The 25603-nt window shown below is 72.2% G+C and carries 19 protein-coding genes; 12 read left to right on the top strand and 7 right to left on the bottom strand.

Annotated features, from left to right (window positions below):
• Position 1 precedes the first annotated feature (1 nt).
• Genes ACZ4D5_RS12460 through ACZ4D5_RS12435 form a run of 6 tightly spaced genes read left to right on the top strand, consistent with a single transcriptional unit; the run spans position 2 to position 6055 of the window.
• Complete coding sequence (locus tag ACZ4D5_RS12460; RefSeq protein WP_467772308.1) at positions 2–1675, top strand: glycerol-3-phosphate dehydrogenase/oxidase; 1674 nt, start codon at positions 2–4, stop codon at positions 1673–1675.
• Positions 1672–3246, top strand: coding sequence for an FAD-binding oxidoreductase (locus tag ACZ4D5_RS12455; protein ID WP_467772307.1), 1575 nt, complete (start codon positions 1672–1674; stop codon positions 3244–3246). Before ACZ4D5_RS12460 ends, ACZ4D5_RS12455 begins: the two co-directional genes overlap by 4 nt.
• Before the next feature lie 7 nt (positions 3247–3253).
• Positions 3254–3949, top strand: coding sequence for a glycerol-3-phosphate responsive antiterminator (locus tag ACZ4D5_RS12450; RefSeq protein WP_467772306.1), 696 nt, complete (start codon positions 3254–3256; stop codon positions 3947–3949).
• Positions 3950–3956: 7 nt separating this feature from the next.
• Positions 3957–4259 carry a putative quinol monooxygenase gene (locus ACZ4D5_RS12445; protein ID WP_467772305.1) on the top strand — a complete coding sequence of 101 codons (303 nt, stop codon included), beginning with the start codon at positions 3957–3959 and terminating at the stop codon, positions 4257–4259.
• Positions 4256–5398, top strand: a complete 1143-nt coding sequence (locus ACZ4D5_RS12440) for a zinc-binding dehydrogenase (RefSeq protein ID WP_467772304.1) — start codon at positions 4256–4258, stop codon at positions 5396–5398. The genes ACZ4D5_RS12445 and ACZ4D5_RS12440 overlap by 4 nt, the downstream gene beginning before the upstream one ends.
• Positions 5399–5431: 33 nt before the next feature.
• On the top strand, positions 5432–6055 hold the full coding sequence (locus ACZ4D5_RS12435; RefSeq protein ID WP_467772303.1) for a hypothetical protein: 624 nt from the start codon (positions 5432–5434) through the stop codon (positions 6053–6055).
• Positions 6056–6080: 25 nt separating this feature from the next.
• On the opposite strand, the gene ACZ4D5_RS12430 is transcribed toward ACZ4D5_RS12435, so the two are convergent.
• Positions 6081–7553, bottom strand: a complete 1473-nt coding sequence (locus ACZ4D5_RS12430) for an SLC13 family permease (RefSeq protein WP_467772302.1) — start codon at positions 7551–7553, stop codon at positions 6081–6083.
• A 206-nt stretch (positions 7554–7759) separates the two neighbouring features.
• Positions 7760–8614: an IclR family transcriptional regulator gene (locus tag ACZ4D5_RS12425; RefSeq protein ID WP_467772301.1), complete on the bottom strand. Its 855-nt coding sequence runs from the start codon at positions 8612–8614 to the stop codon at positions 7760–7762.
• A 97-nt stretch (positions 8615–8711) separates the two neighbouring features.
• Here ACZ4D5_RS12425 and ACZ4D5_RS12420 point away from each other — a divergent pair, with 97 nt between their 5' ends.
• The 5 genes from ACZ4D5_RS12420 to ACZ4D5_RS12400 all read left to right on the top strand — a co-directional run bounded on the left by ACZ4D5_RS12420 (position 8712) and on the right by ACZ4D5_RS12400 (position 16558).
• Positions 8712–9884: a pyridoxal-phosphate-dependent aminotransferase family protein gene (locus ACZ4D5_RS12420; protein ID WP_467772300.1), complete on the top strand. Its 1173-nt coding sequence runs from the start codon at positions 8712–8714 to the stop codon at positions 9882–9884.
• The gene (locus ACZ4D5_RS12415) at positions 9877–12789 is read left to right on the top strand and encodes an FAD-binding and (Fe-S)-binding domain-containing protein (protein ID WP_467772299.1); all 2913 of its coding nucleotides are present in this window, start codon (positions 9877–9879) and stop codon (positions 12787–12789) included. The genes ACZ4D5_RS12420 and ACZ4D5_RS12415 overlap by 8 nt, the downstream gene beginning before the upstream one ends.
• A 151-nt stretch (positions 12790–12940) precedes the next feature.
• Positions 12941–14470, top strand: coding sequence for an MFS transporter (locus ACZ4D5_RS12410; RefSeq protein ID WP_467772298.1), 1530 nt, complete (start codon positions 12941–12943; stop codon positions 14468–14470).
• Positions 14471–14620: 150 nt separating this feature from the next.
• The gene (locus tag ACZ4D5_RS12405) at positions 14621–16246 is read left to right on the top strand and encodes a class I adenylate-forming enzyme family protein (protein ID WP_467772297.1); all 1626 of its coding nucleotides are present in this window, start codon (positions 14621–14623) and stop codon (positions 16244–16246) included.
• 84 nt (positions 16247–16330) lie between these two features.
• Positions 16331–16558, top strand: a complete 228-nt coding sequence (locus ACZ4D5_RS12400; RefSeq protein WP_467772296.1) for a hypothetical protein — start codon at positions 16331–16333, stop codon at positions 16556–16558.
• A 91-nt stretch (positions 16559–16649) separates the two neighbouring features.
• On the opposite strand, the gene ACZ4D5_RS12395 is transcribed toward ACZ4D5_RS12400, so the two are convergent.
• Positions 16650–19535 carry an ABC transporter substrate-binding protein gene (locus ACZ4D5_RS12395; RefSeq protein WP_467772295.1) on the bottom strand — a complete coding sequence of 962 codons (2886 nt, stop codon included), beginning with the start codon at positions 19533–19535 and terminating at the stop codon, positions 16650–16652.
• A 270-nt stretch (positions 19536–19805) separates the two neighbouring features.
• On the opposite strand from ACZ4D5_RS12395, the gene ACZ4D5_RS12390 reads away from it, so the two are divergent.
• Complete coding sequence (locus tag ACZ4D5_RS12390) at positions 19806–21617, top strand: serine/threonine-protein kinase (protein ID WP_467772294.1); 1812 nt, start codon at positions 19806–19808, stop codon at positions 21615–21617.
• 21 nt (positions 21618–21638) lie between these two features.
• Here ACZ4D5_RS12390 and ACZ4D5_RS12385 read toward each other — a convergent pair whose 3' ends face one another.
• From ACZ4D5_RS12385 to ACZ4D5_RS12370, 4 genes are all read right to left on the bottom strand, one after another.
• A complete protein-coding gene (locus ACZ4D5_RS12385) occupies positions 21639–22847 on the bottom strand; it encodes a cytochrome P450 (protein ID WP_467772293.1) in 1209 nt (402 codons plus the stop codon).
• 48 nt (positions 22848–22895) lie between these two features.
• Positions 22896–23735, bottom strand: a complete 840-nt coding sequence (locus ACZ4D5_RS12380) for a phytanoyl-CoA dioxygenase family protein (protein WP_467772292.1) — start codon at positions 23733–23735, stop codon at positions 22896–22898.
• 88 nt (positions 23736–23823) lie between these two features.
• Positions 23824–25053 (bottom strand): beta-ketoacyl-[acyl-carrier-protein] synthase family protein, encoded by a 1230-nt coding sequence (locus ACZ4D5_RS12375; RefSeq protein WP_467772291.1) that lies wholly within the window; start codon positions 25051–25053, stop codon positions 23824–23826.
• On the bottom strand, positions 25050–25298 hold the full coding sequence (locus tag ACZ4D5_RS12370) for an acyl carrier protein (RefSeq protein WP_467772290.1): 249 nt from the start codon (positions 25296–25298) through the stop codon (positions 25050–25052). The genes ACZ4D5_RS12375 and ACZ4D5_RS12370 overlap by 4 nt, the downstream gene beginning before the upstream one ends.
• Between the last annotated feature and the right edge of the window lie 305 nt (positions 25299–25603).

Here is a 25603-nt window from a genome sequence, read left to right as displayed (position 1 = left end):
CGTGATCACCATGCCCGCCCGCACACCGGGACGCAGCGCCGCGGCCACCCGCCGCACCCCCCTGCTGCTGGACCGCACGGGCATCAAGCGCCGCCTCGCCGACGACACGTACGACGTGCTCGTCATCGGCGGCGGCGTCACCGGGGCCTACACCGTCCTGGACGCCGTCTCGCGCGGGCTGCGCGCCGCCCTCGTCGAGAAGGACGACTTCGCCTCCGGCACCTCGTCCAAGTCGTCGAAGATGGTCCACGGCGGACTGCGCTACATCGAGCAGGGCAACGTCAATCTCGTACGCCACTCGCTTCTTGAGCGCCACCGCTTCCGCAAGAACGCGCCCCACCTCGTGCACCGGCTGCCGTTCCTCTTCCCGATCCTGGAGAAGGAGGGCGTCTTCGACCCGCGCCTCGCCAAGGGGTTCGAGGGGCTCCTGTGGACGTACGACCTGGTGGGCGGCTGGCGGATAGGCAAGCTGCATCAGCGCCTGACCGTCCCCGAGGTCCTCTCGCACGCGCCGACGCTGCGGGCCGACCACCTCAAGGGCGGCCTCATGTACTTCGACGCGCGCGCCGACGACGCCCGGCTCGTCCTCACCATCGTCCGCACCGCCGCTGCCCTCGGCGCCACCGTGCTCAACGGCGCGACGGTGGAGGGGCTGCTGACCACGGGCGGGAAGGTCGGCGGTGCCCGCGCCACTGTCGACGGCGACACCCTCGACATTCGCGCCCGCGCCGTCGTCAACGCCACCGGCGTGTGGACCGACCAGGTCGACGCCATGGCCGACGAAGGACACCGGCCCCAGGTGCGGCCCGCCAAGGGCGTCCACATCGTCGTGCCGTGGGACAAGGTCCGCATCGACTGCACCGTCACCGTGCCCATCCCCGGGCGTGCGCGCCGCGCCACCTGCACCCGCTGGGGCAACAGGGTCGTGCTCGGCACCACCGACGAGGACTACCGGGGCTCCGCCGACGACGTGCACTGCACGCGGCAGGAGATGGACTTCCTCCTGGAGGGCGCCAACACCGCCTTCGAGGGCACGCTCACCCCCGACGACGTGGTCGGCTCCATCGGCGGCCTGCGCCCCCTGGTCGGCGGCAAGGAGGGCGCGACCCTCGACATGCGCCGCGACCACCACATCACCGTCGGCGCGGGCGGCATGGTCACCGTCACCGGCGGCAAGCTCACCACCAGCCGGCACATGGGCGAACTCGTCGTCGACAAGGTCATGGCCGTCCTCGGCCGCAAGGCGAGGAGCCGCACCGCCACGCTGCCGCTGCTCGGCGGCGCGGGCTACGACTCCGAGGCGGTCGCCGCGTCCGGCGGCATCGCCGCCCACCTCGGCGAGCGCTTCGGCACCGAGGCCCGGTTCGTCGGCGACCTCATCGCCGACGACCCCTCCCTCGCCGAACCGATCGTCCAAGGCCTGCCCTACACGCGGGCCGAGGTCGTCTACGCCGCCCGCGCCGAACTGGCCCGCTCCGTCGACGACGTCCTCTCCCGCCGCACCCGCGCCCGCCTGTTCGCCCGCGACGCGTCCGCCGACGCTGCCGTGGCCGTCGGCGCGCTGCTCGCCCGCGAACTGAACCTCACCGAGGCCGAGACGGAGCGCTCCGTCGCCGACTACCTCGCGTCCGTCGCCCACGAAAAGTCCGTACTCCTCGAAGGAGCCGCAGCATGATCAGCCGTCAGACCATCACCCACCCCTTCAACCGGGGCAACTACACCGTCGGCGCCCCCAGCCAGGCCAAGTGGGCCCGCACCACGCCCGTCGGCGACGGCGAGGCCGCCCTGCAGAGCGACCCGGTCGAGGTCCCCGGGCCGGTCGTGGACGCCCTGCGCGCCGCCGCCCGCGCCGTGCACGTCGAGCGCGACGAGGTCGTCACGCGCACCCGCGACTGGTGGGCCGGCTCGATGATCGGCGAGACCGAGGGCCGCCCCGCGACCCCGCACGCCGTCGTCGTCGAGGCGGCCGACGCCGACCAGGTCGCCGCCGTGCTGCGGATCTGCCACGGCGCGGGCATACCCGTCACGCCCTCCGCCGGGCGCTCCAACGTGACCGGCGCGGCCCTGCCCGTCTTCGGCGGCGTCGTCCTCGACGTCTGCGGCCTCGACCGGATCACCGGCTTCGACGCCGAGTCGAACATCGTCGACGTCCAGGCCGGCATGTTCGGCGACCTCTTCGAGAAGCAGCTCCAGGAGGAGTACGGCGTCACCACCGGGCACTGGCCGTCCGCCTTCGCCGTCTCCACGGTCGGCGGCTGGATCGCCTGCCGCGGCGCCGGTCAGCTCTCCACCCGCTACGGCAAGATCGAGGACATGGTCGTCGGCGTCGACGTCGTGCACGCCGACGGCACCCGCGCCACCTACGGCGACTACGCCCGCGCCGCCGTCGGCCCCGACCTGCGCCAGCTCTTCGTCGGCTCCGAGGGCACGCTCGGCGTCATCGTCTCCGCCCGCCTTCGCGTGCACCCGCTGCCCACCTACGCGGACGCCGTCGCGTACGGCTTCGCGACCTTCGCCGAGGGCCTCGACGCCTGCCGCGAGATCATGCGGCGCGGCGCGACACCGGCCGTCCTGCGCCTGTACGACGCCCTGGAGTCGGGCACCCACTTCGGACACCCCGACACCAACCTCCTGCTCATCGCCGACGAGGGCGAGCAGACCGTCGTGGACGCCTCGGTCAAGGTCGCCACCGAGGTCTGCGAGGCCCGCGGCTCCGCCCTCGACGGCAAGGCCGTCTTCGCGCGCTGGCTGGACGAGCGGATGCTGGTGGGCAAGTCGTCCGACGGCTTCACGCCAGGACCCGGTTTCGTCGCCGACACCCTGGAGATGGCCGCCTCCTGGAAGGACCTGCCCGCCATCTACGACGAAGTGGTCGCCGCCATCGAGGCCGTGCCCGGCACCCTGGCCGCCTCCGCGCACCAGTCGCACGCCTACACCGACGGCGCCTGTGTCTACTTCTCGCTGCGCGGCGACGTCGCACCCGAGGCGCGCCGCGACTGGTACCGCTCTGTGTGGGACGCCGCCAACGCCGTGCTCATCGAGCACCGCGCCGCCCTCAGCCACCACCACGGCTGCGGACTGCTGCGCGGCCCCTACCTGGAGGAATCCCTCGGCGCCGCCTTCACGACCTTCGTCGCCGTGAAGAACGCCCTCGACCCCGCGGGCATCCTCAACCCTGGCAAGCTGGGCCTCCCCAGCCGCTTCGGCACCTCCCCGCTGAGCCCCGCGGCCACGTCACGAGCCTAGGCAGCCCATGAACACCTCCCCCCGCTCCCGGCCGCTCGACGCCCGGCTCGCCACGGCCTTCGCCGAGGTGCCGGTCGTCGCGTCCATCGTCGGCGCCCAGCCGCTGCGGCAGTTCCTCACCGCACCGGCGAAGGTGTGCATCCTCGCCTCCTTCTCCGTCGGTCAACTGCCCCAGGTCGTCCCGGCGCTGCGCAAGGCCGGCAAGACCGTCTTCGTGAACGTCGACTCCAGCCCGGGCCTCGCGCAGGACCGCGGCGCACTCGACTTCATCAAGGAGATGGGCGCGAGCGGGGTGGTGAGCACCCGGCTCACCCTCATCGAGAAGGGCCGGCCGCTCGGCCTGCTCACCGCGCAGAAGGTCTTCGTCACCGACCGCTCCAACCTGCGCAGGAGCATGGACGCCATCTCCCGCGGCATGCCCGACCTGGTCGAGGTCATGCCCGCCCCGATCGTGGCGCGCATGACCCCCCAGGCGCGCCGCGCCATGTCGCCGACGGTCGCCGCCGGCTTCGTGGAAACCCCCGCGGACGTGGCCGCCGCACTGGCCCTCGGGTCGGTCGCGGTGGCCACGTCCGACCACCGCCTGTGGCGCGTGCGCCGCGACGAACTGCCGCGCGCCGCCGCCGACCGGCCCCATGGACAAGCCGGACAAGCCGACCGGTCCCCTGCACAAGCCGACCGGCCTCTTGAACAACAGGAGTAGATCCACCGTGAGTTACGTCGTCGTAGCCCGCTACCGCACCCTGCCGGACCAGGAGCGAGCCGTCCTTGCGCTGCTCGACACCATGGCAGAGGCGTCGCGCGCCGAGCCGGGCTGCCGCCGCTACCGCGTCCACCAGGGCACCGAGGACCCGCGCGCCGTCCTTCTCTACGAGGAGTACGACTCCGAGGCCGACTTCACCGCGCACTGCGCGTCCGCCCACTTCCAGGACCTCGTGCTCGGCAAGGTCGCCCCGCTCCTGGAGACCCGCGACGTCCTGCGCTGCGCGCCCCGCGAGGAGGCCGCCGCATGAGGACGACCGCCGCCGTCCTGCGCGACGTCGTACGCGAACGCCCCTACCAGGACAGCCGTCCCGTGACGGTCGAGGAGCTGGAGCTCGGCGCGCCCCGCGAGGGCGAACTCCTGGTCCGTGTCGCCGCCGCGAGCCTCTGCCACTCCGACCTCTCCGTCGTCAACGGCGACCGGGTCCGGCCGCTGCCCATGGCGCTCGGCCACGAGGCCGTCGGTGTCGTCGAGGAGACCGGGCCCGGCGTCCGCCGCGTGGCGCCCGGCGACCACGTGGCGCTGGTCTTCGTGCCCGGCTGCGGTTTCTGCGCGCGCTGCGCCGAGGGCCGCCCCGCCCTGTGCGACCGGGCGGCCGCGGCCAACGGCTCCGGCGGCCTGCTGCACGGCCCTTCGCTGCTCACCGACGCCGCCGGGGACACGGTCCACCACCAGCTCGGTGTCTCCGCCTTCGCCTCGCACGCCGTCGTCGCCCAGGAGTCGGTGGTGCCGATTCCCGAGGACGTGCCGTTCACGGTCGCCTCGATGTTCGGCTGCGCGGTGCTCACCGGGGCGGGCGCCGTCATCAACACCGCGGCGCTGCGGCCGGGCCAGTCCATGGTCGTGCACGGCCTCGGGGGCGTCGGCCTGTCCGCGGTGCTCGGGGCCCGCGCCGCCGGGGCGTACCCGATCGTGGCCGTCGACCCGGTCGCGGAGAAGCGGACGCTCGCGCTGCGGCTCGGCGCCACGCACGCGTACGCACCGGGCGACGCGCTCGTCGCCACCCGTGATCTGACCGGTGGCGGTGCGGAGTTGGCCGTCGAGGCAGTCGGCAGCCCGGCGGTCATGGGCGCCTGCCTGCAGTCCGTGGCGCGCGGGGGCCGTGTCGTCTCGGTCGGTCTTCCGGCCCCCGACCGTGTCCTGGACGTGCCCGCCCTCGCCTTCGCCGGCGAGGGCAAGTCCCTGCTCGGCTCCTACATGGGCGACGCGGTGCCGCGCCGTGACATCCCCCGCTTCCTCGACCTGTGGCGCGCGGGTCTGATGCCGGTCGAGGAGATGCACACCGGCACGGTCGCCCTGTCCGGGATCAACGAAGCCATGGAGGAGCTGGCGGCGGGGCGGGCGATCCGCCAGGTCATCGACACCTCGGGGGTGTTGCTCCCCGGGTGAGACGCTCAATGGGGGAGCGGTAGCGTCCCTGTCGTGGGAACGGACATTCACGGCGGAATCGAGTACCGCCATCCAGCGGTGGGCACCGACTTCTACGAAGGCGAGCCCTGGATCGTGGCCATGGACCTGTGGCCGCTGTACGACGAGGTCGACTACGCGGCCTTTGGGTGCCTCTTCGGCGTACGCAACGACGCGGGCTACCGGCCGCTGGCTGCCGGGCGCGGCCTGCCCGACGACCTGTCGAGCGGGCTGCGCGAGGACCTGGGGCCCTGGGTGGCCAAGGGCCAGTTGCTGGATGCCACGTGGGTGAGCTGGGCGGAGCTCGCGGGGCTCGATCCGCAGGCCGGTCCTGACCGCTATGTGGGCCGGCTGTCCTGGCAGGACGCGTCGAGTCCGTACGTGCGGCATCGTCGGATGCTGCCCGCACGGTGGCCCGAGGAGGTGGTGGCGATGGCGGGGCCACCACCACCCGGACTCGACGCCGTGGACAGCCGACTGGAGTGGAATGTCGGGGACGCGGTGTTCCGGTACGAGCCGCTGACGGCCGGTTCGGTGCTGGGCCCGGGAACCCACTGGCCGCACGTCTTCGCCGTGATGAAGGCCTTGGCGGGCCGCTTCGGCGACGACGGCGTACGGCTGGTGGTGGCCTTCGACTGACCGGAGCGAGGAGTGGCGGTGCCGGTCAGAGCGAGCCCGGCACCACGAGAAGAGCCCAGGTGACGAGCGGCCCCACCACCGCGATCCCGAGCCCCCACGCCATGAGCCGCCGGAAGACGAAGTCCCGTTGGGTCTCGGGGGTGTTGGCGGTGACCAGGGCGCCGCTGGTGGAGAAGGGCGAGGCGTCCACGACGGACGAGGAGATGGCCAGCGCGGTGATGAGTCCCACGGCCCCCACGTCGCCGTCGAGCAGGAACGGCACCGCCAGCGGGATCAGGGCGCCGAGCATGCCCGTGGTGGACGCGAAGGCGGACGCGACCGCACCGATCAGACAGATCAGCAGCGCGCCGAGCAGCGGTGCCTGGATGGACGCGACCTGCTTGCCCAGATAGTCGATGGTGCCCATGCGCTCCATCTGGCTCACGTACGTCACGATGCCGCAGACCAGCAGCACGGTGGACCACGCGCACCGGTCGACCGCGCCCTTGGCCGACTTCGGCGAGGCCAGGGAGAGCACGACGGTGACGGTGAGCGCCATGAGCCCGACGTCCAGGTCGAAGAAGAGGGCTCCGACGACCAGGCCGAGCAGCCCGAGGAGGGTCAGGGCGCGGGGACCGTCGAGGCGGAGGGGCTCGGGCGGGGCCGGGACGGCGCCGGGCGCGGTGACGGCAACCGTGCCCGGCGCGCTGATGGGCGCCGTGCCGGGCGTGGTGGCGGGTGCTGTGCCGGACGCGATGGCGGGTGCCGTGCCGGGCGTGGCGGTCAGGGTCGGTCCGGTGCCCCCGGCCGCCTTGGCCTCGGTCGCGGGTGGACCGTCGCTCGGCCCCGCGCCGCCCGTCCGCGGCCCGCTCGCGCTGCCGCCGCCGTCACGCTCGTACGTCTGCGCGCGTTGCCCCAGCAACTGCCGTCCGCCGAAGGCGAAGAAGATGATGGCGCACAGGGCGGCGTTGAAGAGGAACGAGGCGGTGAACAGCAGGGCCGGGTTGCCCGGCAGGTCGTTGCGCTCGACGACGCCGTTGGTGATGCTGCCGAAGACGCCGATGGGGGAGAAGCCGCCCGCGCTGGCGCCGTTGGCGATGAACAGGCCCATGAGCACGGGGTTGATGCCCTGGGCCGCGGCGAAGCCGAGGCCGATGGGGGCGATGATGCCGACGGCCGCGGGGGTGACGGCGCCGACCGCGGTGAGCAGGGCGGTGACGAGGAACATCACCCAGGGGATGAGGGCGATCCGGCCCCGCACGGCCTTGACGGCCGCGTCGACGAGCCAGTCGACGGTGCCGTTGTTCTTCGCCATGGCGAACAGCAGGGTGACGCCGACCAGGACGACGAACAGGTCACCGGGGAAGCCGGAGAAGATGTCGTCCGCGGATTCGTCCGCGACCGTGGAGCCGACGATGAACGCGGCCACGATGGCGAGCGCGCCCAGATGGACGGAGGTGAAGGTGGCGATGGTGAAGATCGCCAACAGGGCGACGACGGAGATGAGTTGATCTGACACGAGGGCTCCCTTGCGGTGGGCCGATGGCCGAGTCGCGGTGTGCCGTGGCGCGTGATGTGGGGGTGCGCGCGGCACCGGAGGGAGCGCGGTGCGAGGCGGCGCACGGCGTCCACCCCTGAGGCGCGAGGCGCAGGGGTGGTGCAGTTATTCCGCTAGGCGGAATGCGGCTTTCGCAAGGGGAGTATTGGAGGGCTTCTCCGGGGGCGTCAAGAGCTGCGGCGGACTCCGTCGGGGCGGGCCCCGCTGTCGGGGTGAGCCGCCGTCCCGTCCTCGACGGGCCGCGCCGCGCCACCGCCGAGTCCGCCCGTTCCGCCCTGTCTCGCATGCCCCAGCGCGGCGCTCACCTGCCGCGCCGTCTCGCTGACCAGCGCGCCGTGTGCCGCGCCGGCCTCCGAAGTCATCCGGCTCGTGGGCATGTTGACGCTGATGCTGGCGATCGGCAACCCCGCCCCGTCGAGCACCGGGGACGCGACCGCCGACACGTCGGTGCGCCACTCGCCGCTGTTCGTCGCGTACCCCCGCTCGCGGATCAGCGCGAGCTCGGCGAGCAGCCGGTCCCGCTCCGTGATGGTCGAATCGGTGAACTGCTCCAGGCCGTGGGCCAGGTGACGCTCGATCACCTCCGCGGGGCTGGACGCGAGCACGGCCTTGCCGTTCGCGGAGGCGTGGATGGGCAGGTGTGTGCCGAGGGCCAGGATGATCCGCACCGGCTTGGACGTCTCCAGGCGCTCGATGAGCACCACCTTGTCGCCGTTCGGGACGGTCAGGTGGACCGTCTCGTCGATGCGCCGCCGCAGCTCCTCCATCAGCGGCACGGCCACGTCGCGCAGCCCCAACTCCCCGGTCGCGCGCCGCCCGACCTGCAGCGCCTTGGGGGTGAGGACCCAGCGGGTGACCTCGCCGCCGGCCGGCCGGAGCCAGCCCGCCGTGTGCAGGGTGCGCAGCGCGCGCTGGGCGGAACTCTTGGGCAGGTCCAGGGCGCGCGCCAGCTCGGCGACGCCGATCGGCTGCCGTGCCGAGACCTCTTCGAGCACCCGAAGTGCGTTGAGAACGCTCTGCATCCGTTGACTCCCCCTGCGCTCGGCTCCTAAGCTCCGCGTGCCACCTTACGACACACCGTGCCACAATGTGGCACGCTTCTCAAGGGAGTTGGCCCCAGTGACCTCTCGGACCGGGCGGCACTTCTTACAGATCCCAGGCCCCACCAACATCCCCGACCAGGTGCTCCGCGCCATCGCGGCACCGACCATCGACCACCGCGGCCCCGAGTTCGCCGCGCTCACCACCGAGTTGCTCACCGCCCTGAAGCCCGTCTTCGGGACCTCGGGGCCCGTCGTGGTCTTCCCCGGATCCGGCACGGGCGCCTGGGAGGCGGCGCTGACCAACACCCTCAGCACGGGGGACCGGGTGCTGTGCGCCGAGACCGGCCACTTCGCCACGCTCTGGCAGCGCATGGCCGTCGACCTCGGCCTGTACGTCGACTTCATCCCCGGGGACTGGCGCCACGGAGCCGCCCCCGAAGCCATCGCCGAACGCCTCGCGGCCGACACCGTCCACACCATCAAGGCCGTCTGCGTGGTGCACAACGAGACGTCGACCGGTGTCACCAGCAGGGTGGCCGAGATCCGGCAGGCGATCGACGCGACGGGGCACCCCGCGCTGCTCCTCGTCGACACCATCTCCTCGCTCGGCTCCATCGACTACCGGCACGACGCATGGGGCGTCGACGTCACGGTCGCCGGATCCCAGAAAGGGCTGATGCTCCCGCCGGGCCTCGGCTTCAACGCCGTCAGCGACAAGGCCCTCGCCGCCTCCCGCACCGCACGGCTGCGCAGGTCCTACTGGGACTGGCGGCCGATCATCGAGGCCAACCGCCGCGGCTTCTTCCCCTACACCCCCAACACCAACCTCCTCTACGGACTCGCCGAAGCGCTGCGCATGCTGGCGGCGGAAGGGCTCCCCGCGGTCTTCGCGCGCCACGACCGGCACGCCGAAGCCACCCGAAGCGCCGTGCGCGGATGGGGACTTGAGGTGCTCTGTGCCGACGAACGCGAGTACTCGTCCTCGCTCACCGCCGTCCTCCTGCCCGACGGCCAGGACGCCGACAAGGTGCGGGAGGTCATCCTGGAGCGCTTCGACATGTCCCTGGGATCGGGCCTCGGCAAGCTCGCGGGACGCGTCTTCCGCATCGGCCACCTGGGCCACTTCAACGACCTCACGCTCGCGGGCACGCTGGCCGGCGTACAGATGGGCCTCCAGCTGGCCGGCGTACGCATCGACCCGAGCGGACTCTCCGCCGCCCTGGACGTCCTGCGAGAGCCCCATGGATGAGGCGCGCGCGGAAAGCCTCCGGCACAAGCTCGCCCAGGACCTCGACGGCGAGGTCCGATTCGACGACTACACACGGCACCTGTTCGCCCGGGACGCCAGCATGTACGCGATCACGCCCCTGGGAGTGGTCTTCCCCCGCCACGCGGACGACGTCGCCGCCGCGGTCGCCGCGGCCGCCTCCCACGACGTACCCGTCGTGCCGCGCGGAGCGGGCACGAGCCTGGCGGGCCAGACCGTCGGACCCGGCCTCGTCCTCGACCTGTCGCGCCACATGAACCGCATCGTGGAGCTCGACCCGAGCAGCGGAACGGCCCTGGTGGAGACGGGTGTCGTCCAGGACCAGCTCAACCGCGCCGCGGCCCCCTGGGGCCTGATGTTCGGCCCGGACACCTCGACCAGCAACCGCGCCACCATCGGCGGGATGATCGGCAACAACTCGGCGGGCAGCGGCTCCGTGCGCTACGGCATGACCATCGACCACGTCCGCGAGCTCGACGTGGTGCTCTCGGACGCGACCCGCACCCGCCTCGCCCCCGTCGACGAGGCCGAACGGGCCCGCAGGGCACGGCGGGTCACCCTGGAAGGCGCCCTCCACCGCGAACTCCCCGAGATCGTCAGGGCCAACGCGGCGGCGATCTCCGAAGGCTTCCCCGCCCACTGGCGGCGCGCCTGCGGCTACCGCCTGGACCGGCTCGCCCGCGAGGACACCTCCTTCGACCTGGCCAAGTTCGTCGTCGGCTCCGAGGGCACGCTGGCCGTGGCGACCACGGCCCTGGTCGACCTGGTGCGCAAGCCGAGCCGCACCGTGATCGCCGTCGGCCACTTCACGTCCGTGGCGCACGCCATCGCGGCGACGGAGGACGCCCTCGCCTGCGACCCGTCCGCCGTGGAGCTGATGGACCGCACGATCCTCGACCTCTCCCGCCGCAAGATCGAGTACGCGGCGCTCGGAGACCTCCTCAAAGGCGCGCCCGAAGCCCTGCTCTTCGTCTCCTTCACCGGCGACGACGAGGCCGAACTCGTCGACCGCATGCGGCGGCTGACCACGCTCTGGTCCCGGCACGGCCACGGCTACCACACCCTGCAGGCCGTCACCCCGGCCCAGCAGGGCTCGCTCCTGAAGGTCCGCAAGGCGGGCCTCGGCCTGCTGATGGCCGCAAGCGAGGGCACCAGGCGCCCGCTCGCCTTCGTCGAGGACACGGCGGTCGACCCCGCCCATCTCGCCGACTACACACGGCGGTTCAAGGACGTCCTGGACCGGCACGGCATGACGGCCGGCTTCTACGGTCACTGCTCGGTCGGCTGTCTGCACATCCGCCCCTACCTCGACCTCGCCGACCCGGCGGACGTCGGCCGGATGCGCGCCGTCGCGGAGGAGATCAAGGACCTGGTCGCCGAGTACGGCGGCGTGAACTCCAGCGAGCACGGCGACGGCCTGGCGCGCAGCGAGTTCAACCGCGAGATCTTCGGCGACAAGCTGTACGAGGCGATGCGCCAGGTCAAGTACCTCTTCGACCCCCACGGCGTGCTCAACCCCGGCAAGATCGTGGACGCGCGGCCCATGACGGAGAACCTGCGCGACGCGACGCTGCCGCCCGCCCAACCCCTGCGCACCCGTCTGTCCTTCGAGGTCGTGGGCGGCGGCGGGATGCGCGCGGCCGCAGACCGGTGCATGAACATCGGCCTGTGCCGCAAGACCGGCAGCGGCACCATGTGCCCCTCGTACATGGCGACCCGCAAGGAGGAGGACTCCACTCGCGGCCGCGCGGGCGCCCTGGTCAAGGCCCTGTCCGAGCCCGACCCGCGCACGGCACTCGGCGACGAGCGCCTCCACGAGATCCTCGACCTGTGCCTGATGTGCAAGGCGTGCAAGAGCGAATGCCCCCTCGGCGTCGACATGGCCACCCTGAAGAGCGAGACCCTCTCCCACCACCACGACCTGCACGGAGTGCCGCTGCGCAGCCGCCTGTTCGGCGCGATCCGCGTCCTCAACCGCCTGGGCTCGGCGACCGCGCCGCTGTCCAACCTGCCGGGACGCATCGCACCGCTGCGCCGCCTCGTGGACCGCCTGATCGGCATCGCGCCGCAGCGCCCGCTGCCGGTGTTCGTCCGCCAGAACCTGCTCCGCTGGTCGCGCCGCCGCACCCCCGCCCCGCGCACGCCCACCCAGGGCACGCTCACCTACCTCGCCGACTCCTTCACGACGTACACCGAGCCCGGCATCGGCCGCGCCGCCATCGAACTCCTCGAACTCGCGGGCTGGGAGGTGCGGTTGGAGAGCGGTGGCTGCTGCGGCAGATCGAGCCTGTCCAAGGGCTTGGTCGACGACGCGAGGAACAAGGCCCGCGGGCTCGTGCGCCGACTGCACGAGTCGACCGACCCCGGCTCGCCCATCGTGGGCTGCGAGCCCTCCTGCCTGATGACCCTGCGCGACGAGCACAGGGCCCTGCTGCCCGACGACCCCGCGGTCACGGACGTCGCCGGGCGGGTCCGCCAGGTCGAGGAGCTCCTGGTGGAGGCCGTCGACGCGGGCCGCCTGCGGCTGCGCGAGGACTCCTGGCTCGCCGGCCGCAAGCTGCTCTACCACGGCCACTGCCACCAGAAGGCGGAGGTGGGGACGGCCGCGACCGTCGCGCTCCTGGAGCGCGTCCCCGGAGCCGTGGTCACCGAACTGGACGCCGGCTGCTGCGGGATGGCGGGGTCCTTCGGCTTCGAGTCCGAGCACTACGAGACGTCGATGACGGTCGGCGAGGACCGCCTGTTCCCGGCGATCGAGGCGGAACCCGCCGAGACGGTCGTGGTCGCCACGGGCGTCTCCTGCCGCCAGCAGATCTTCCACGGCACGGAACGGGACGCATGGCACCCGGTGGAGCTGCTGCGGGAGGTGGTCGTGGAGGTCCCGTGAGCCCGGGGAGCGGGGGCGCGTGTCACTCAGAGGGCGCGTGTCACTCAAATGCGGCGTAGAGCTGCCGTCGGGACGAAGGTGCGGATAAGTGGTGGGAGAGCTCTGACGTGATTCCCCGGGCCCGCGGGCCTCCGAGAGGACGAGGTGGCGCATGCCGCAAGGAGCCCCGCACCCAGGCCCGGGCGCGCGGGAGGCCCCGTTGCCCAAGGGCGGACGGTGGGCGATGCTCGCCGTCCTGTGCGCCAGCCTCCTGCTGGTCGCGATGGACGCCACGATCCTCAACGTCGCCCTGCCCTCCCTCATCGACGACATGCGCCCCGGCGCCCTGGCGCAGCTGTGGATCATCGATGTCTACGGCCTGGTCCTGGGCGGTCTGCTCGTGGCCACCGGCGCCATCGGCGACCGCTACGGCCGCAAGCGCCTGTTCGTTATCGGCTTCCTGCTCTTCGGTGTCGCCTCCGTGGTGGCCGCGACCGCGGCGACATCCGGTCAACTCATCGCGGGCCGCGTGCTGTTGGGCATCGGCGGAGCCATGGTGATGCCCAGCACACTCTCCCTGATCAGAAACATCTTCGAGGATCCGCGGGAGCGCACCCTGGCCATCGGCATCTGGGCCGCCGTCGCCGGGGCGGGCGCGGCCGTCGGGCCCCTGATCGGCGGCGCGCTCGTCGGTGCGTACGGCTGGTCGGCGGCCTTCTGGGTCAACGTGCCCGTCGTCGTGGTCACCGTGATCGCCGCCGTCCGCCTCCTGCCCGAGTTCAGGGCCGCGGGAAGCAGCCCGCTGGACTGGCCGAGCGCCGTCCTGTCGGTCCTCGGCGTCGTGGCGCTGGCCTGGGGCATCAAGCACGTGGCCAAGGGCGGTCCGGCCGCCGCCGACGTCCTCGTCCTCGTGCTGGGGATCGCCGTGCTCGCGCTGTTCGCACGCCGCCAGCTGGGACTCGCCGACCCGCTCCTGGACGTACGGCTCTTCGCGAACCGTGCCTTCACCGCGGCCGCCCTCGCCACGCTCATGGCCATGCTCGCCATCGGGGCGGCCCTGTTCCTGATCTCCCTGTGGCTCCAGTACGTCCACGGGTACGCGCCGTTCGCCGCGGGCCTGCGCACCCTTCCCGCGGCCCTCGCCACCCTCGCGGGCTCCCTGCTCGCGCCCCGCCTCATGGAGCGCCTCGGGGTCCGCGTGGTGATGGCGCTCGGGCTCACCGGGCTGTCGTTGGGCTTCCTCGTCCTCGCCCTGTCGCCCGAGCCCACCACGTATCCGTACGTGGCGGTCGTCCTCGTCGCCATCGGTCTCGGCGACGGCCTCGCCATCACCGCGTCCGCCGCGACGCTGGTCTCGGCGGTCCCTGGCGAGCGGGCCGGGCAGGCGGGAGCCGTCTCCGAGACCACCTACGAACTCGGCGTCGGCCTGGGTGTCGCGATGCTCGGCTCTCTCCACGGCGCGGTGTACGCCCACCACATGGCCGGCGAGCCCGCCGCCGCGCGCGACTCGATCGGCGGTGCCCACGAGCAGTCCCAGGCGCTCGGCGGCAGTGCGGGCGAGCAGTTGATGCGGACGGCCCGCGAAGCGTTCGACAGCGCGCTGACCACCACGGCGTACGTGTCGGTCGCCATCGTCGCGGCTGTCGCTCTGCTCGTCGTATGGCTGGTGCCGCGGGGGTTCAGGGCGGGCTCGGCGCACTGAGGCGACACCGCGCGGGGCACCTCGCTTTGCGAATGGAGTATGAAGATTCAACTGTCCCTGCCGGGGAGGGGCATGGTACTCCGCCAGGTGGTGGCCGAATGTTGGCCCCTACAAGTACACGGCTCCTCGGTGGCATGTTTGCATGTGTCCATGATCATTACCGAACAGCGAACAACCGAGCCGCGGACGTACGTGGACCGCGTCCTGGAGCAGTGGAGCACGGACGAGGACACCGAGGCGCTCGTCCAGGGCACACAGCGACTGACCCGGGGAGAGGCTCGGCGGCGACTGTTCCGACTGGGGCACGCGCTGCGCGGCCAGGGACTCGAACCCGGCGACGGAGTAGGCCTGTTCCTCGCCAACCGCGTGGACTCCGTCCTGGTCCAGCTCGCGGTCCACCTCATCGGCTGCCGCGTCGTGTTCCTGCCGCCCGAGCCGGGCCCCGGCGAACTCGCCGCGCTGGTCGAGCAGTCCAAGGCGCGCGCCGTGGTCACCGACCCGCTCTTCGCGCGGCGCGCCGCCGACGCGGCGGGGCGCAGCGTCCACGCCCCCGTGCTGCTCGGCCTCGGACCCTGCGAGGAACAGTGCGCGGACCTGCTCGCCCTGGCCGACGAGTGCCCGTCGGAGCGCCCCGAGGGAGTGCCCGCCCCGGCGGCGGACGAAGCCGTCACCGTCCTCTACACCGGCGGCACCCTGGGCCGCCCCAAGCTCGCCGCACACACCCACCGGCTCTACAACGTGCTGGTGGACCTGGTGGACGACGCCCCGCAGGACCCCGACTTCACGGGCTTCTTCCCGACCATGGACCCGGGCACGGACCGGGTGCTCGTCTCCACGCTGCTCACCCACGGCAGCGGCCACCTCACCTCGCTCCAGGCGCTGGTGACGGGGTCCGCCCTCGTCGTGCTGCCCGAGTTCGAGGCGGGCGCGGCGCTCGAGGTGCTGCGCGAGGAGCGGATCACCGCCACCATGTTCGTCCCGCCGATGCTGTACGCGCTTCTCGACCACCCCGAGTGCGTGCCGGGCGCCCTGCCCGAGCTGCGCCGCATCGTCGTCGGCGGCGCGGCCTCGTCGCCCAGCCGCCTGCGGCAGACGGTCGAGGTCTTCGGGCCTGTGCTCAGCCAGGGCTACGGGCAGTCGGAGGCGCTCGGCATCGCCGCGTTCGACGCGGAGGAGCTCGCCTCGAAGGGGGCCGAGCGGCCCGAGCTCTGGCGCAGCTGCGGCCGCTCGATAGCCGACACCGAGATCGAGATACGCGCCGAGGACAGCACGCAGGCGCTGCCGGTCCGGCAGGTCGGCGAGGTGTGTGTCCGGGGCGAGGCGGTCATGCTCGGCTACTACGAGGACCCGGAGCGCACCGCGGAGGCGCTGCGGGACGGCTGGCTGCGCACCGGGGACATGGGCTACCTCGACGCCGAGGGCTACCTCTACCTCGTCGACCGGGCCAAGGACATCATCGTCACCGGCAGCACCAGCGACAACGTCTACTCCCGGGTCCTTGAGGACTTCCTGCTCACGCTGCCGGGCGTGCGCAACGCGGCGGCGCTCGGCGTGCCGGACGAGCAGTACGGGGAGGCCGTCCAGATCTTCCTGGCCACGGCCGAGGACGCCGACGTCGACCCGGACGCCGTCGGCGCCGCGGTCACCGCCGAGCTGGGGGAGCTGTACACGCCCCGCAGGACAATCCTCCTCGACCAGCTGCCGACGACGAAGGTCGGCAAGGTCGACAAGAAGGCCCTGCGCGCCGCGTGGACGACCGCACCCGCCGCGAGCTGACCACACCGGGGCGCCGCCAATCCGGCCGGGCGACCGCTACGAACCTCCCGCGACCAACACCCCATCGGCAGCAGGGAGTCACCCATGAAGCGGAACACCACCACCTCGGGTCGCAGCCGGGTCAGGAGGTTCGCCGCGGCACTCGCCGCCGTCGGCGCCCTCGTGGGCGGCGGGCTCGCCATGGCGGCCCCGGCGAGCGCCGACACCTTCTGCGGAGCGACGGGGGACGGCGGCTTCGGGTGCGTGATCGACCAGGGGGACGGAACGTTCAAGATGGTCAACAGCCACGGGGACATCGTCTACAACTGGTGACGCCGCACACCTGACACCCGGCGTCCATCCGACGACGGGCGGACACACACCCGCCGGTGTGTGTCCGCCCGTCCGCGCACCTGGCGCAGGCTCATCGGCGTACGTACGCGTTGATCGGCGAGATCCCGGTCAGATCGACCTGGAGCCCGCGCAGCGCCGGTGAGTACAGGTAGGTGCGCTCCGGCACGTACACCGGTACGGCCGCCGCCTGCTCCATCACCAGGCGGTTCACCTCGGACCACAGCTTGCCCGCCGTCTCGAGGTCCGCCGCGGCGTTCGCCGCGTCGATCGCCCGGTTCACCTTCTCGTCGTCGAGCCGGCTGTAATTGCTCGACGCCTCGGAGGAGTTGCGCCCGTCGAAGTAGTCGGGAAGGTAGTTGGAAGCCGTGGGCATGCCGCCGCCGACGGCCATGCGGAACATGTCGTACCTGCCGCGCGCCGCGTCCCTCCAGAAGGTGCCGGCCGGGACCTGCTTGACCGTCACCTTGAACCCGGCCTTCTCCAGGCCCTCCCGCACGACCTCCGCGCGCTGCTTGTCCATGGCGGTCTCCGGGTGGGCGAGGGTGAGGCGGTAACCGACCTTGTCCGCTTCCCGGAGGAACAGCCGAGCCGTGCCGGGGTCGCCGTCGCCGCCCGCGTGGTAGAGGTCGAAGTCGGCGGATCCGGGCACCCCCGGCGGCATCAGGTGAGAGGTCAGACGGCCTTTACCGCCGCTCGCCTTGAGGATCTGGTCGCCGGGCAGGGCGGTCGCGATGGCCTTGCGTACGTCGAGGTCCTTCACCCGGGCCGTGTTGATGACGTACGACTGCGCGTACCAGGTGGGGAACTCGACGGACTTCGCGCTGCCCGCGGGACCGCCCTGGATGCCGGCGGGATCGTCGGTGCCGGTGAAGGTCATGAACGCCTCGCCCGCGGGCGCCGAGCCGATGCGGTGCCGGATCTCCTGGAGCTGCACGCCCGTCCGGACGCGGTAGCCGTCGGGGTAGGCGCTGCGCACCGGGTCCGTCTCCCTGTGCCAGTTGGGGTTACGGGTGAGGGTGAGGTTCCTGACGTCGGTGCCGTCGCTGATCTGGTACGGACCCGTGGACGGCACCACCTCGGAACGGCCGGAGCCGCCCGTGGTCCCCTCCGGGAGCGGAGCTCCCGTCGGTCCCGCGAGGACGACGTTGAAGTCGCGGTGGACGCCGGCGAGATGGAAGACGATCGTGCGGTCGTCGGGGGTCTCGATCGCGCTCTTCTTCGGGGACGCGGCGTCGGCGCCCTCGATGCCGTACAGGAACGTGCGCAGGGTCCGGTCACCGGCCGCCAGGTCCGGCTTGAAGGTGCGCTCGATGGCGTACCGGAAGTCCTTGGAGCGCACCGGCGTTCCGTCGTTGTACTTGAGTCCGCTCTTGAGCCTGAACGTCCAGTCACGGCCGTTCGTCGTCCGCCCCGCGTCCTCGGCGAGGTCGCCGACGACCTTCACCGCGCCGCCGGGTTCGGTCTTGAACGTGGTGAGTCCGCGGTGCACGAGGCGGGCGAGCTGGTGGTCGGCGCTGGCCGGCCACATCAGGCCCGGGTCGAGGGAGGCGAACTCCTGCGGTTCGAGGACGGTGACCCGACCGCCCTTGCGGGCGCCCTTGACGGCGGGCGCCGGGCCCTTGGAGTCGGCGGCGGAGCCGATGGTGAGGTTCTGCGTCGTGGCCTGGGTGACCCCGTCGTCCAGCACGTCGCCGCCACCGCGGGAACTGCCGTTCCCCTGCCCCTGGGAGTCGCTGCCGCCGTCCGAGCCGTCCCCGAACGGGTTGAAGACCGTGAAGGCCGTCACCAGGGCACCCGCGGCCACCGCCACGACCGCACTCGTGCCCCAGACCTTGGCGCGCGACCTGCCGGTTGAGGCTGAGGGGCTCACGAAGGCGACGGGGGAGGGGACTTGGTCGTACGAGGACGGGCCGGTGGCCGGGGGCATCGACGGAGCGGGGGCCGGTGGTGCAGGAGTCACGGGTACGGGGGTGGACGGTGCGGCGGGGGCCGACGGTGCGGGGGCCGCCGTCTCGGCCGTCGGCGGGGCCTGCGGCATCGGGGGAAGCGGCGACGCGAGGTGGTAGGAGGTGGGGGAGGCGGGCGTGGGCGGCGGCGGGGCGGGTGTGTTCGGGGTCCGCGCGCCCAGGGCCTCCAGGGCGTCCCCCGCCTCCTTCGCGTCCGGCCGGTCGCCGGACTGCTTGGCCAGCATCCGCCCGACCAGGTCGTCCCACGCGGGGGCGAGGCTCGGGCGGCGGGCCGACGGCAGGGCCGGGGTCTCGTACACATGGCCGTGCATGAGCGCGGCGGCCGAGTCCGCGTCGAACGGCGGTGTTCCGGTGAGGAGTTCGTGCACCATGCAGCCCAGCGAGTACACGTCGCAGCGGCCGTCGTGCGCGCCCCGCGTGAAGCGCTCCGGCGCCATGTAGTGCAGGGTGCCCACCGGCGCGTCGGCCGTGCCCGTGAGATATCCGGCCGTGGCGGTGGCGTCGAGGAACTTGGCGATGCCGAAGTCGAGCACCTTGACCGTGCCCTCGTCCGTCACCATCACGTTCGCCGGCTTGATGTCCCGGTGGACGATGCCCGCCCGGTGCGCGGTGGCCAGGGCCCGGCAGACCTGCGCGGAGATCACGGCGACCCGCTCGGGCGCGAGGGGTCCCGCCTCCAGGGCCAACTCCCTCACGGTGCGCCCGGACAGCAGCGGCATCACCAGATACGGGACTCCGTCCGCCGACCCGTGGTCGAAGACGGGCACGATGTACGAGCTGTCGAGGGCCGCCGCGGCCCGCGCCTCGCGCACGAACATGGCGAGGAAGCGTTCCGCCTCGGCCTGCGTCGTCCCGCGCGGGGTGCTCAGGACCTTGACGGCGACGCGCCGCCGCAGCCGTGCGTCCTCGGCCCGCCACACCTCGCCCATACCGCCCGCGCCGATGCGCTCCACGAGCGTGTACCGGCCGTCCAGGACCGTACCCTGCATCCCCGCCTCCCCCGTCGACAGGGCTTCTTCGCCTGTCGTTGATCCTCAACCTACCGTCGGGAGGCAGGGGTTGTTCGCGCAGGGGTCAGGACAGGGCGAGGGCGTTGGGCTGCCGAGGATGTCAGTGAAAATCACCAGGATCCATACCAAAAAGTTCACCCGCTGTGATCGACCCGGAAGCCACGACATAGGCTGCTGCCGTGGTCGACCCACCGGTTGACCAGGGGATCAGGGGATTCAGGGGTTCAGGGGAGCAGGGGGGAACGGTCGATGAGTGAGACGAGTGCGGTGTTCCAGCCGCTGCAGGCGGACGACCCGTCCGTGGTGGCCGGCTACCGTCTGGCCGCCCGGCTCGGCGCGGGCGGCATGGGCCGGGTCTACCTGTCGCACACGCAGGGCGGCAGGGCGGTGGCGATCAAGGTCGTCCGTCCCGAGCTGGCCGACGACCCCGCCTTCCGGCGCCGTTTCCGCCGGGAGATGGAGGCCGCGCGGCGGGTCAGGGGCGCGTACACCGCGGAGCTGATCGACGGCGACGCGGACGGCACGCCGCCCTGGCTGGCCACGCTGTACGTACCCGGGCCCTCCCTGGCCGAGGCCGTCGGGCTGCGCGGCCCCCTGCCGGTGCCCGCGGTGCTCTGGCTGGTGGCGGGGATCGCCGAGGCGCTGCAGGCCATCCACGGCGCAGGGGTCGTCCACCGGGACCTGAAGCCGTCGAACGTCCTGCTCGCCTCCGACGGGCCGCGCGTCATCGACTTCGGCATCTCGCTGGCCTCCGGCGTCAGTTCGTACACCGCCACGGGGGCCGCCGTCGGCACGCCCCAGTTCATGGCTCCCGAGCAGGCGACCGGGGGTTCGGTCACGGAGGCGACCGACGTCTTCGCGCTGGGCCAGACCGCGGCGTTCGCGGCGCTCGGCGAGTCGTTGTACGGGGACGGCCCCGCGGTCAGCGTGCTGTACCGGATCGTCCACTCCGAACCCGACCTGTCCGTGCTGCCCGAGCAGTTGCGCCCCCTCATCGCGCGGTGCATGGCGGCCGACCCGGCGGAGCGGGCCACTCCGGCGGAGATCGTCGAGTGGTGCCGTCAGCGGCTGGGCACCGCGGCGGACGCGGGAGCCGGGCCGGCCGTCTGGCGGGAGGCGATGGGCCCGGAGGTGACGGTCCCGCCCCCGGTCCCCGAGCCCACCCCGGCGTACCCGATGCCGGCGCCCACGCAGTTCCTGCCGACGGGGCAGTACCCGACCGGTCAGTCCCCGACGGGGCAGTACCCGGCAGGGATGTACCCAGCGGGGCGGTATCCGGTGGGGCAGTACCCGGCGGGCCCGCACCCCGCAGGGCTGTATCCGACGGCACCGGACGGGTCGCCGTCGCGAAGACGCAGAGCGAGGCTGGCCGTCGCGGCGGGTGCGACGGCCGGCGTGCTGGTGCTCACGGCGCTGGCGTGGACGGTCGCGGACGCGACGGGTCTCATCGGCGACCGGAACCGGGACGAGGCGTCGAGGGGATCGGAGACCCACCGGACCGAGTCCGGCGAGCCGTCGGGCCCCGACTCGGCGTCGAAGCCGAAGTCCGGCGGCAAGAAGTCGGACGAGGCGTCCGCAGGCGGGTCCGGGTCCGGCTCCGGCTCCGAATCCGACTCCGAGGAAGGGGTGGGGAAAGGCTCGGGAAAGTCCGGCTCTCCCGCGGACGCCCTCGACTCCACGCAGGGCGAGCCCTACCCCGGGCAGTGGCTGGACGCGAAGAACTCGCTCAGCCTCAGGGAGCCGGCCCAGCGCAAGGACCGCAAGGGGGACATCCGTTTCACCTGCGCGCATGACGCGGGCTGCGCGCTGGAGAGCGACACCAGCGTGCTCCACCTGCGGTACTCCAAACCGGGTGCGGGCCTCGACACGTGCCGCTTCGAGCTGACCGGCGCGAAGTCGCACCGCCTCCCACTGGCCGCGGCCGCGGCGGGCAGCGAGATCTGCGTCAAGCACCGCAACGGAGACATCGCCCTGCTCTCGCTCCAGGTGAAGTCGACCGCGATGCCGGACATCGCCTTCCTGACCACGGACATGACGGTGTGGCGGCGGGCACCCCGGTAGTGCCCCACCGGGGTGCCCGCCTCAGGCCGCGGTCAGCAGCACGGGCAGCCGCTCGGGGCCGTTGACGACGATCGAGCTCAGCAGGGTCGGCTCGCCGTCGCGCTCGACGTGGATCGACTGAGCGATCAACTCGTTGTAGAGGTGCCGTAGTTCGACGCGGGCGAGCATGCTGCCGACACAGAAGTGCTCCCCGAAACCCAGCGCCAGGTGGCGGTTGGGGGCGCGGCGGACGTCGAAGCGGCCGGGGTCGGGGAACACCGACTCGTCGCGGTTGGCCGAGGGCAGCCAGAAGGTGACGCGGTCACCGGCGGCGATCTGCCGACCGTGGATCTCCACCGGCCGCGTCGCGGTGCGCATGATGTGCGTCGCGGTCGACGTCCAGCGCAGAACCTCCTCGACCGCGGTGGGCAGCAGGGCCGGGTCGTCCCTGAGGGCCTGCCACTGGTCGGGGTGGCGCAGGAACGCCAGCATGCCGCCGGAGGCGGCGATGCGGGTGTTCTCGGTGCCGCCGACGAGCAGGTTGTCGCAGTTGAGGATCACGTCGTCCGGGGTGAGACGCTCGCCGTCGATCTCGGCGGTCGCCAGGACGCTCACCAGGTCGTCGGAGGGGTTCTTCGCCTTGTCCGCCTGGAGCGCGTCGAAGTAGCCGAGGATGTCCAGATGCGCGAGGCGCTGCGTCAACGGGTCGCCGGCGCCGAACGCGTCGCTGGTCAGCGTGAAGAGCCGCTCCCAGTCGGAGTCGGGGATGCCCATCATCTTGCAGATCACGTAGAGCGGGACGCGCGCCGCGATGTCCGTGACGAAGTCGCAGGCGCCCCGTTCGAGGGCCTCGCCCACCACGCGGTGCGCGACGTCCTGGATGTCGCGCTCGATGGCCCGCACCGACCTGACCGAGAACCATTCGTCGACGAGTCCGCGCAGCTGACGGTGGCGAGGCGGGTCGGTCAGCGCGAGGGTGCGCCCGCCACCGGGGTCGGCACCGTGGCTGTCGGGACGCAGGAGGATCCCCTGGGCCGAGCTGAAGGTGGCCGCGTCCCGGTACGCCGTACGGACGTCGTCGTACCGGGTCAGGGCCCAGAAGCCGGGGAGGTCGGTCGGCTCGTGCCAGTACACCGGCTGATGGTCCCTGAGCCACTGCCACTGGACGAACGGGTCGCCCTTCGCGTACAGCTCGGGGTCCACCAGGTTGATGTGCGGCTGCTCGGCCGGTTCGGTCGGTGCGGTCGGCATGCGGGTGTCTCGCAATTCTCCTCGGCGCTGCTTCGGTTCGGCGCTGCTTCAGTACGACACGAGGCCGAGGCGCTCGTCGGCCCTGCGTTCCACCGGTTTGGTGTCCCGGGAGACCAGGAAGGCCGGGCGGGTGGGGCGTGTGGGGGAGTTGGCGACGGCGTTGTACGTGATGAGCAGCAGCGCACGGCTGTCCGGCGACACGTTGTTGGACGAGGAGTGGACGATGCTCGGGTGGAAGACCTGGATGGAGCCCCGCGGCCCCAGGAAGACCTTCCGTCCGCTCTCGTCCGCCATGGCCTGGGCCCGGTCGCCGTTCACGGTGTACGCGAGGTCGGCCGACACATGCGTGTGCCAGTCCGACTCCGGTCCGTCCGCGGCCCGTTCGGGAAGGTCGAGCAGTCCGAGGCGGTGCGAGCCGGGTATGGCCATGAGCGGCCCGTTGCCCTCGTGGACATCGTCCAGTGAGACGGCGATGTTGACGGCGTCGGGGCTCGGCATGCCGTCCTCCTCGTGCCAGAACGCGAAGTCCTGGTGCCACGGCCAGGCCGCTCCTTCGTGCGCCTGCTTCAAGTTGACCTTGAACTGGTATACGTACACGGGGCCGCCGGCGAGCTCCTCGGCGAGCTCCACCAGCTGGGGCAGGCGGACGAGGGCCGCGCACACCTCGTCGAAGTCGTGGCAGCCGTGAATGGCGCGGACGACGCCGCTGTCCTTCTCGTGTACGACCTCGGGCCTGCGCTCACGGCTGATGGAGTGCACACGTTCCCGGATCAGCGCGACGGCCTCGTCGTCGAAACGGTATGGCGGCTCGCACCAACCATCCCTTTGGTAGGCGGACTTGAGACCGGCGAGCGAGGTGACGGCGGTGCTCGCCGCGGTGCTTGCCATGAAAGGGAACCTCCTGTGCGACATCGGGAAGAGCGCGGCTCGGGGTGCCGGCCGTGTGGTCGGCGCCGTGTGGGGGGGGGCGGCCGGTTCAGGCAGAAGTGAGGACGAGGGCGGCGTTCTGGCCGCCGAAGCCGAAGGACGTGCTGAGCGCCCCGGCCGCGAACACGTCCCGGGGCTTGCCGGTGACCAGATCGAGCCCGGCGGCCGCATCGTCCACGCGGTCCAGGTTGGCGGTCGGCGGCACCTGTTGGTTCTCCAGCGCCAGGAGCGTGAAGGCCGCCTCGAGGGCACCGGCCGCGCCCAGGGTGTGCCCCGTCAGACTCTTGGTGGCGGTCACCGGCGGTGCGTGCGGGAACACGCGGGCGAGCATGCCTGCCTCCGCGACGTCACCGAGGGGCGTCGCGGTGCCGTGGGCATTGATGTGCCCGATGTCGGAGGCCGCGAGGCCCGCGTCGGCGAGGGCGGCTCGGGTGGCGAGTTCCGTGCCGCGGCCCTCGGGGTCGGGCGTCGTGTAGTGGTGGGCGTCGGCGGAGGCCCCGTACCCGGCGACGTGGCCGCGGACCCGAGCGGAGCGGGCCCGTGCGTCATCCGCCCTTTCCAGGACGAGGATGCCCGCGCCCTCGCCGAGCACGAACCCGTCCCGGTCCGCGTCGAAGGGCCGGGACGCCTCGGCCGGTGCCGCACCGCGCGTCGACAGCGCGCTCATACGGCTGAAGCCGATGCTCGCGATCCGTGCACGGCCCGACTCGGCGCCACCCACGATCGCCACGTCGCAGCTGCCTGCCCGCAGCAGGTCCCTGCCGAGGCCGATGGCCGTGGCGCCGGACGCGCAGGCCGTGCTCACGCTCAGGCTGGGGCCGAGCGCGCGCAGGTCCGTGCTGATCTCACCGGCCGTGATGCCGGTCAGGCAGCGCGCGATGAACAGCGGCGACACACGTGAGTGGTTCTCCGCGGCGAAGTGCTTGGACTGCCTGTCCCAGTGCTGGGTGCTGGTGCCGCCCACGCCGAGGACGACCGCTACCCGTGCCCCGTTCCAGGACTCCGGGTCGAGGCCGGCGTCGGCTACCGCCTGCCGGGCCGCGACGAGGGCCATCTTCGCGTAGGGCTCCAGGCGCCAGGAGAGCGCCCGGCCGAGCAGTTCGTCCCCGTCGAAGCCCGGTACGGCACAGCAGAAGTCGACGGGCAGGCCCTCAAGAAGGGGGTCGGTGGCGGCAGTTGAGACACCGGCGAGCAGTCCGTCCCAGTTGGCCTCGGCGCCGATGCCGAGGGGGGAGACCAGGCCGAGTCCGGTCACCGCCACCGGAGGGAAGGCGGTCACGAGGAGGCCTCGGTGGGCGCGCCGAGCGCGGCGTCCACGAGGGCCACGGCATCTCCGATGGTGCTGTCCGGCGTCAGCTGCAGGGGCGGAACGCCGTACTCCTCATCGAGGATCACCGAGAACTCGACGAGCGCCAACGAGTCGATCTTGAGCTCGACGAAGGTCACCTCCGGGGTGATGAGCGACTTCTTGATGCCCAGTGCATCCGAAAGCCGCTGGACGATCTCGTCATGAAGGCTGGACATCGGGAGTTCCTTCCGAGAATGGCAGGGCAGGGCGCGCGCGTCATCGTTTTCCGGTGCGCAGGAGTTCCGGTTGGGATACTCGGCGGAACTCCGGGGAGTGAAAAGGGGCGGCGTGTGGCCAATCCGCGGTAATTCATGCGGAAGTTGCCTGAGATTTCACGCACGTGGAAACGTCGTGACCCTAGGCCACGGATCTCCGCCGTGGCAAGCGGCGGCGTACCGGGGTATGAGGGCTTATCGGTCGACGGGACCGTTCAACAGGCGCATACCGGCTTTCGGCTCGTTCAGGTTTCACTCATTGATAT

The organism is Streptomyces sp. NPDC025651, assembly GCF_055558735.1.
Note: the sequence above shows the minus strand (reverse complement) of the source record. Positions and strands in the feature narration are given on the sequence as shown.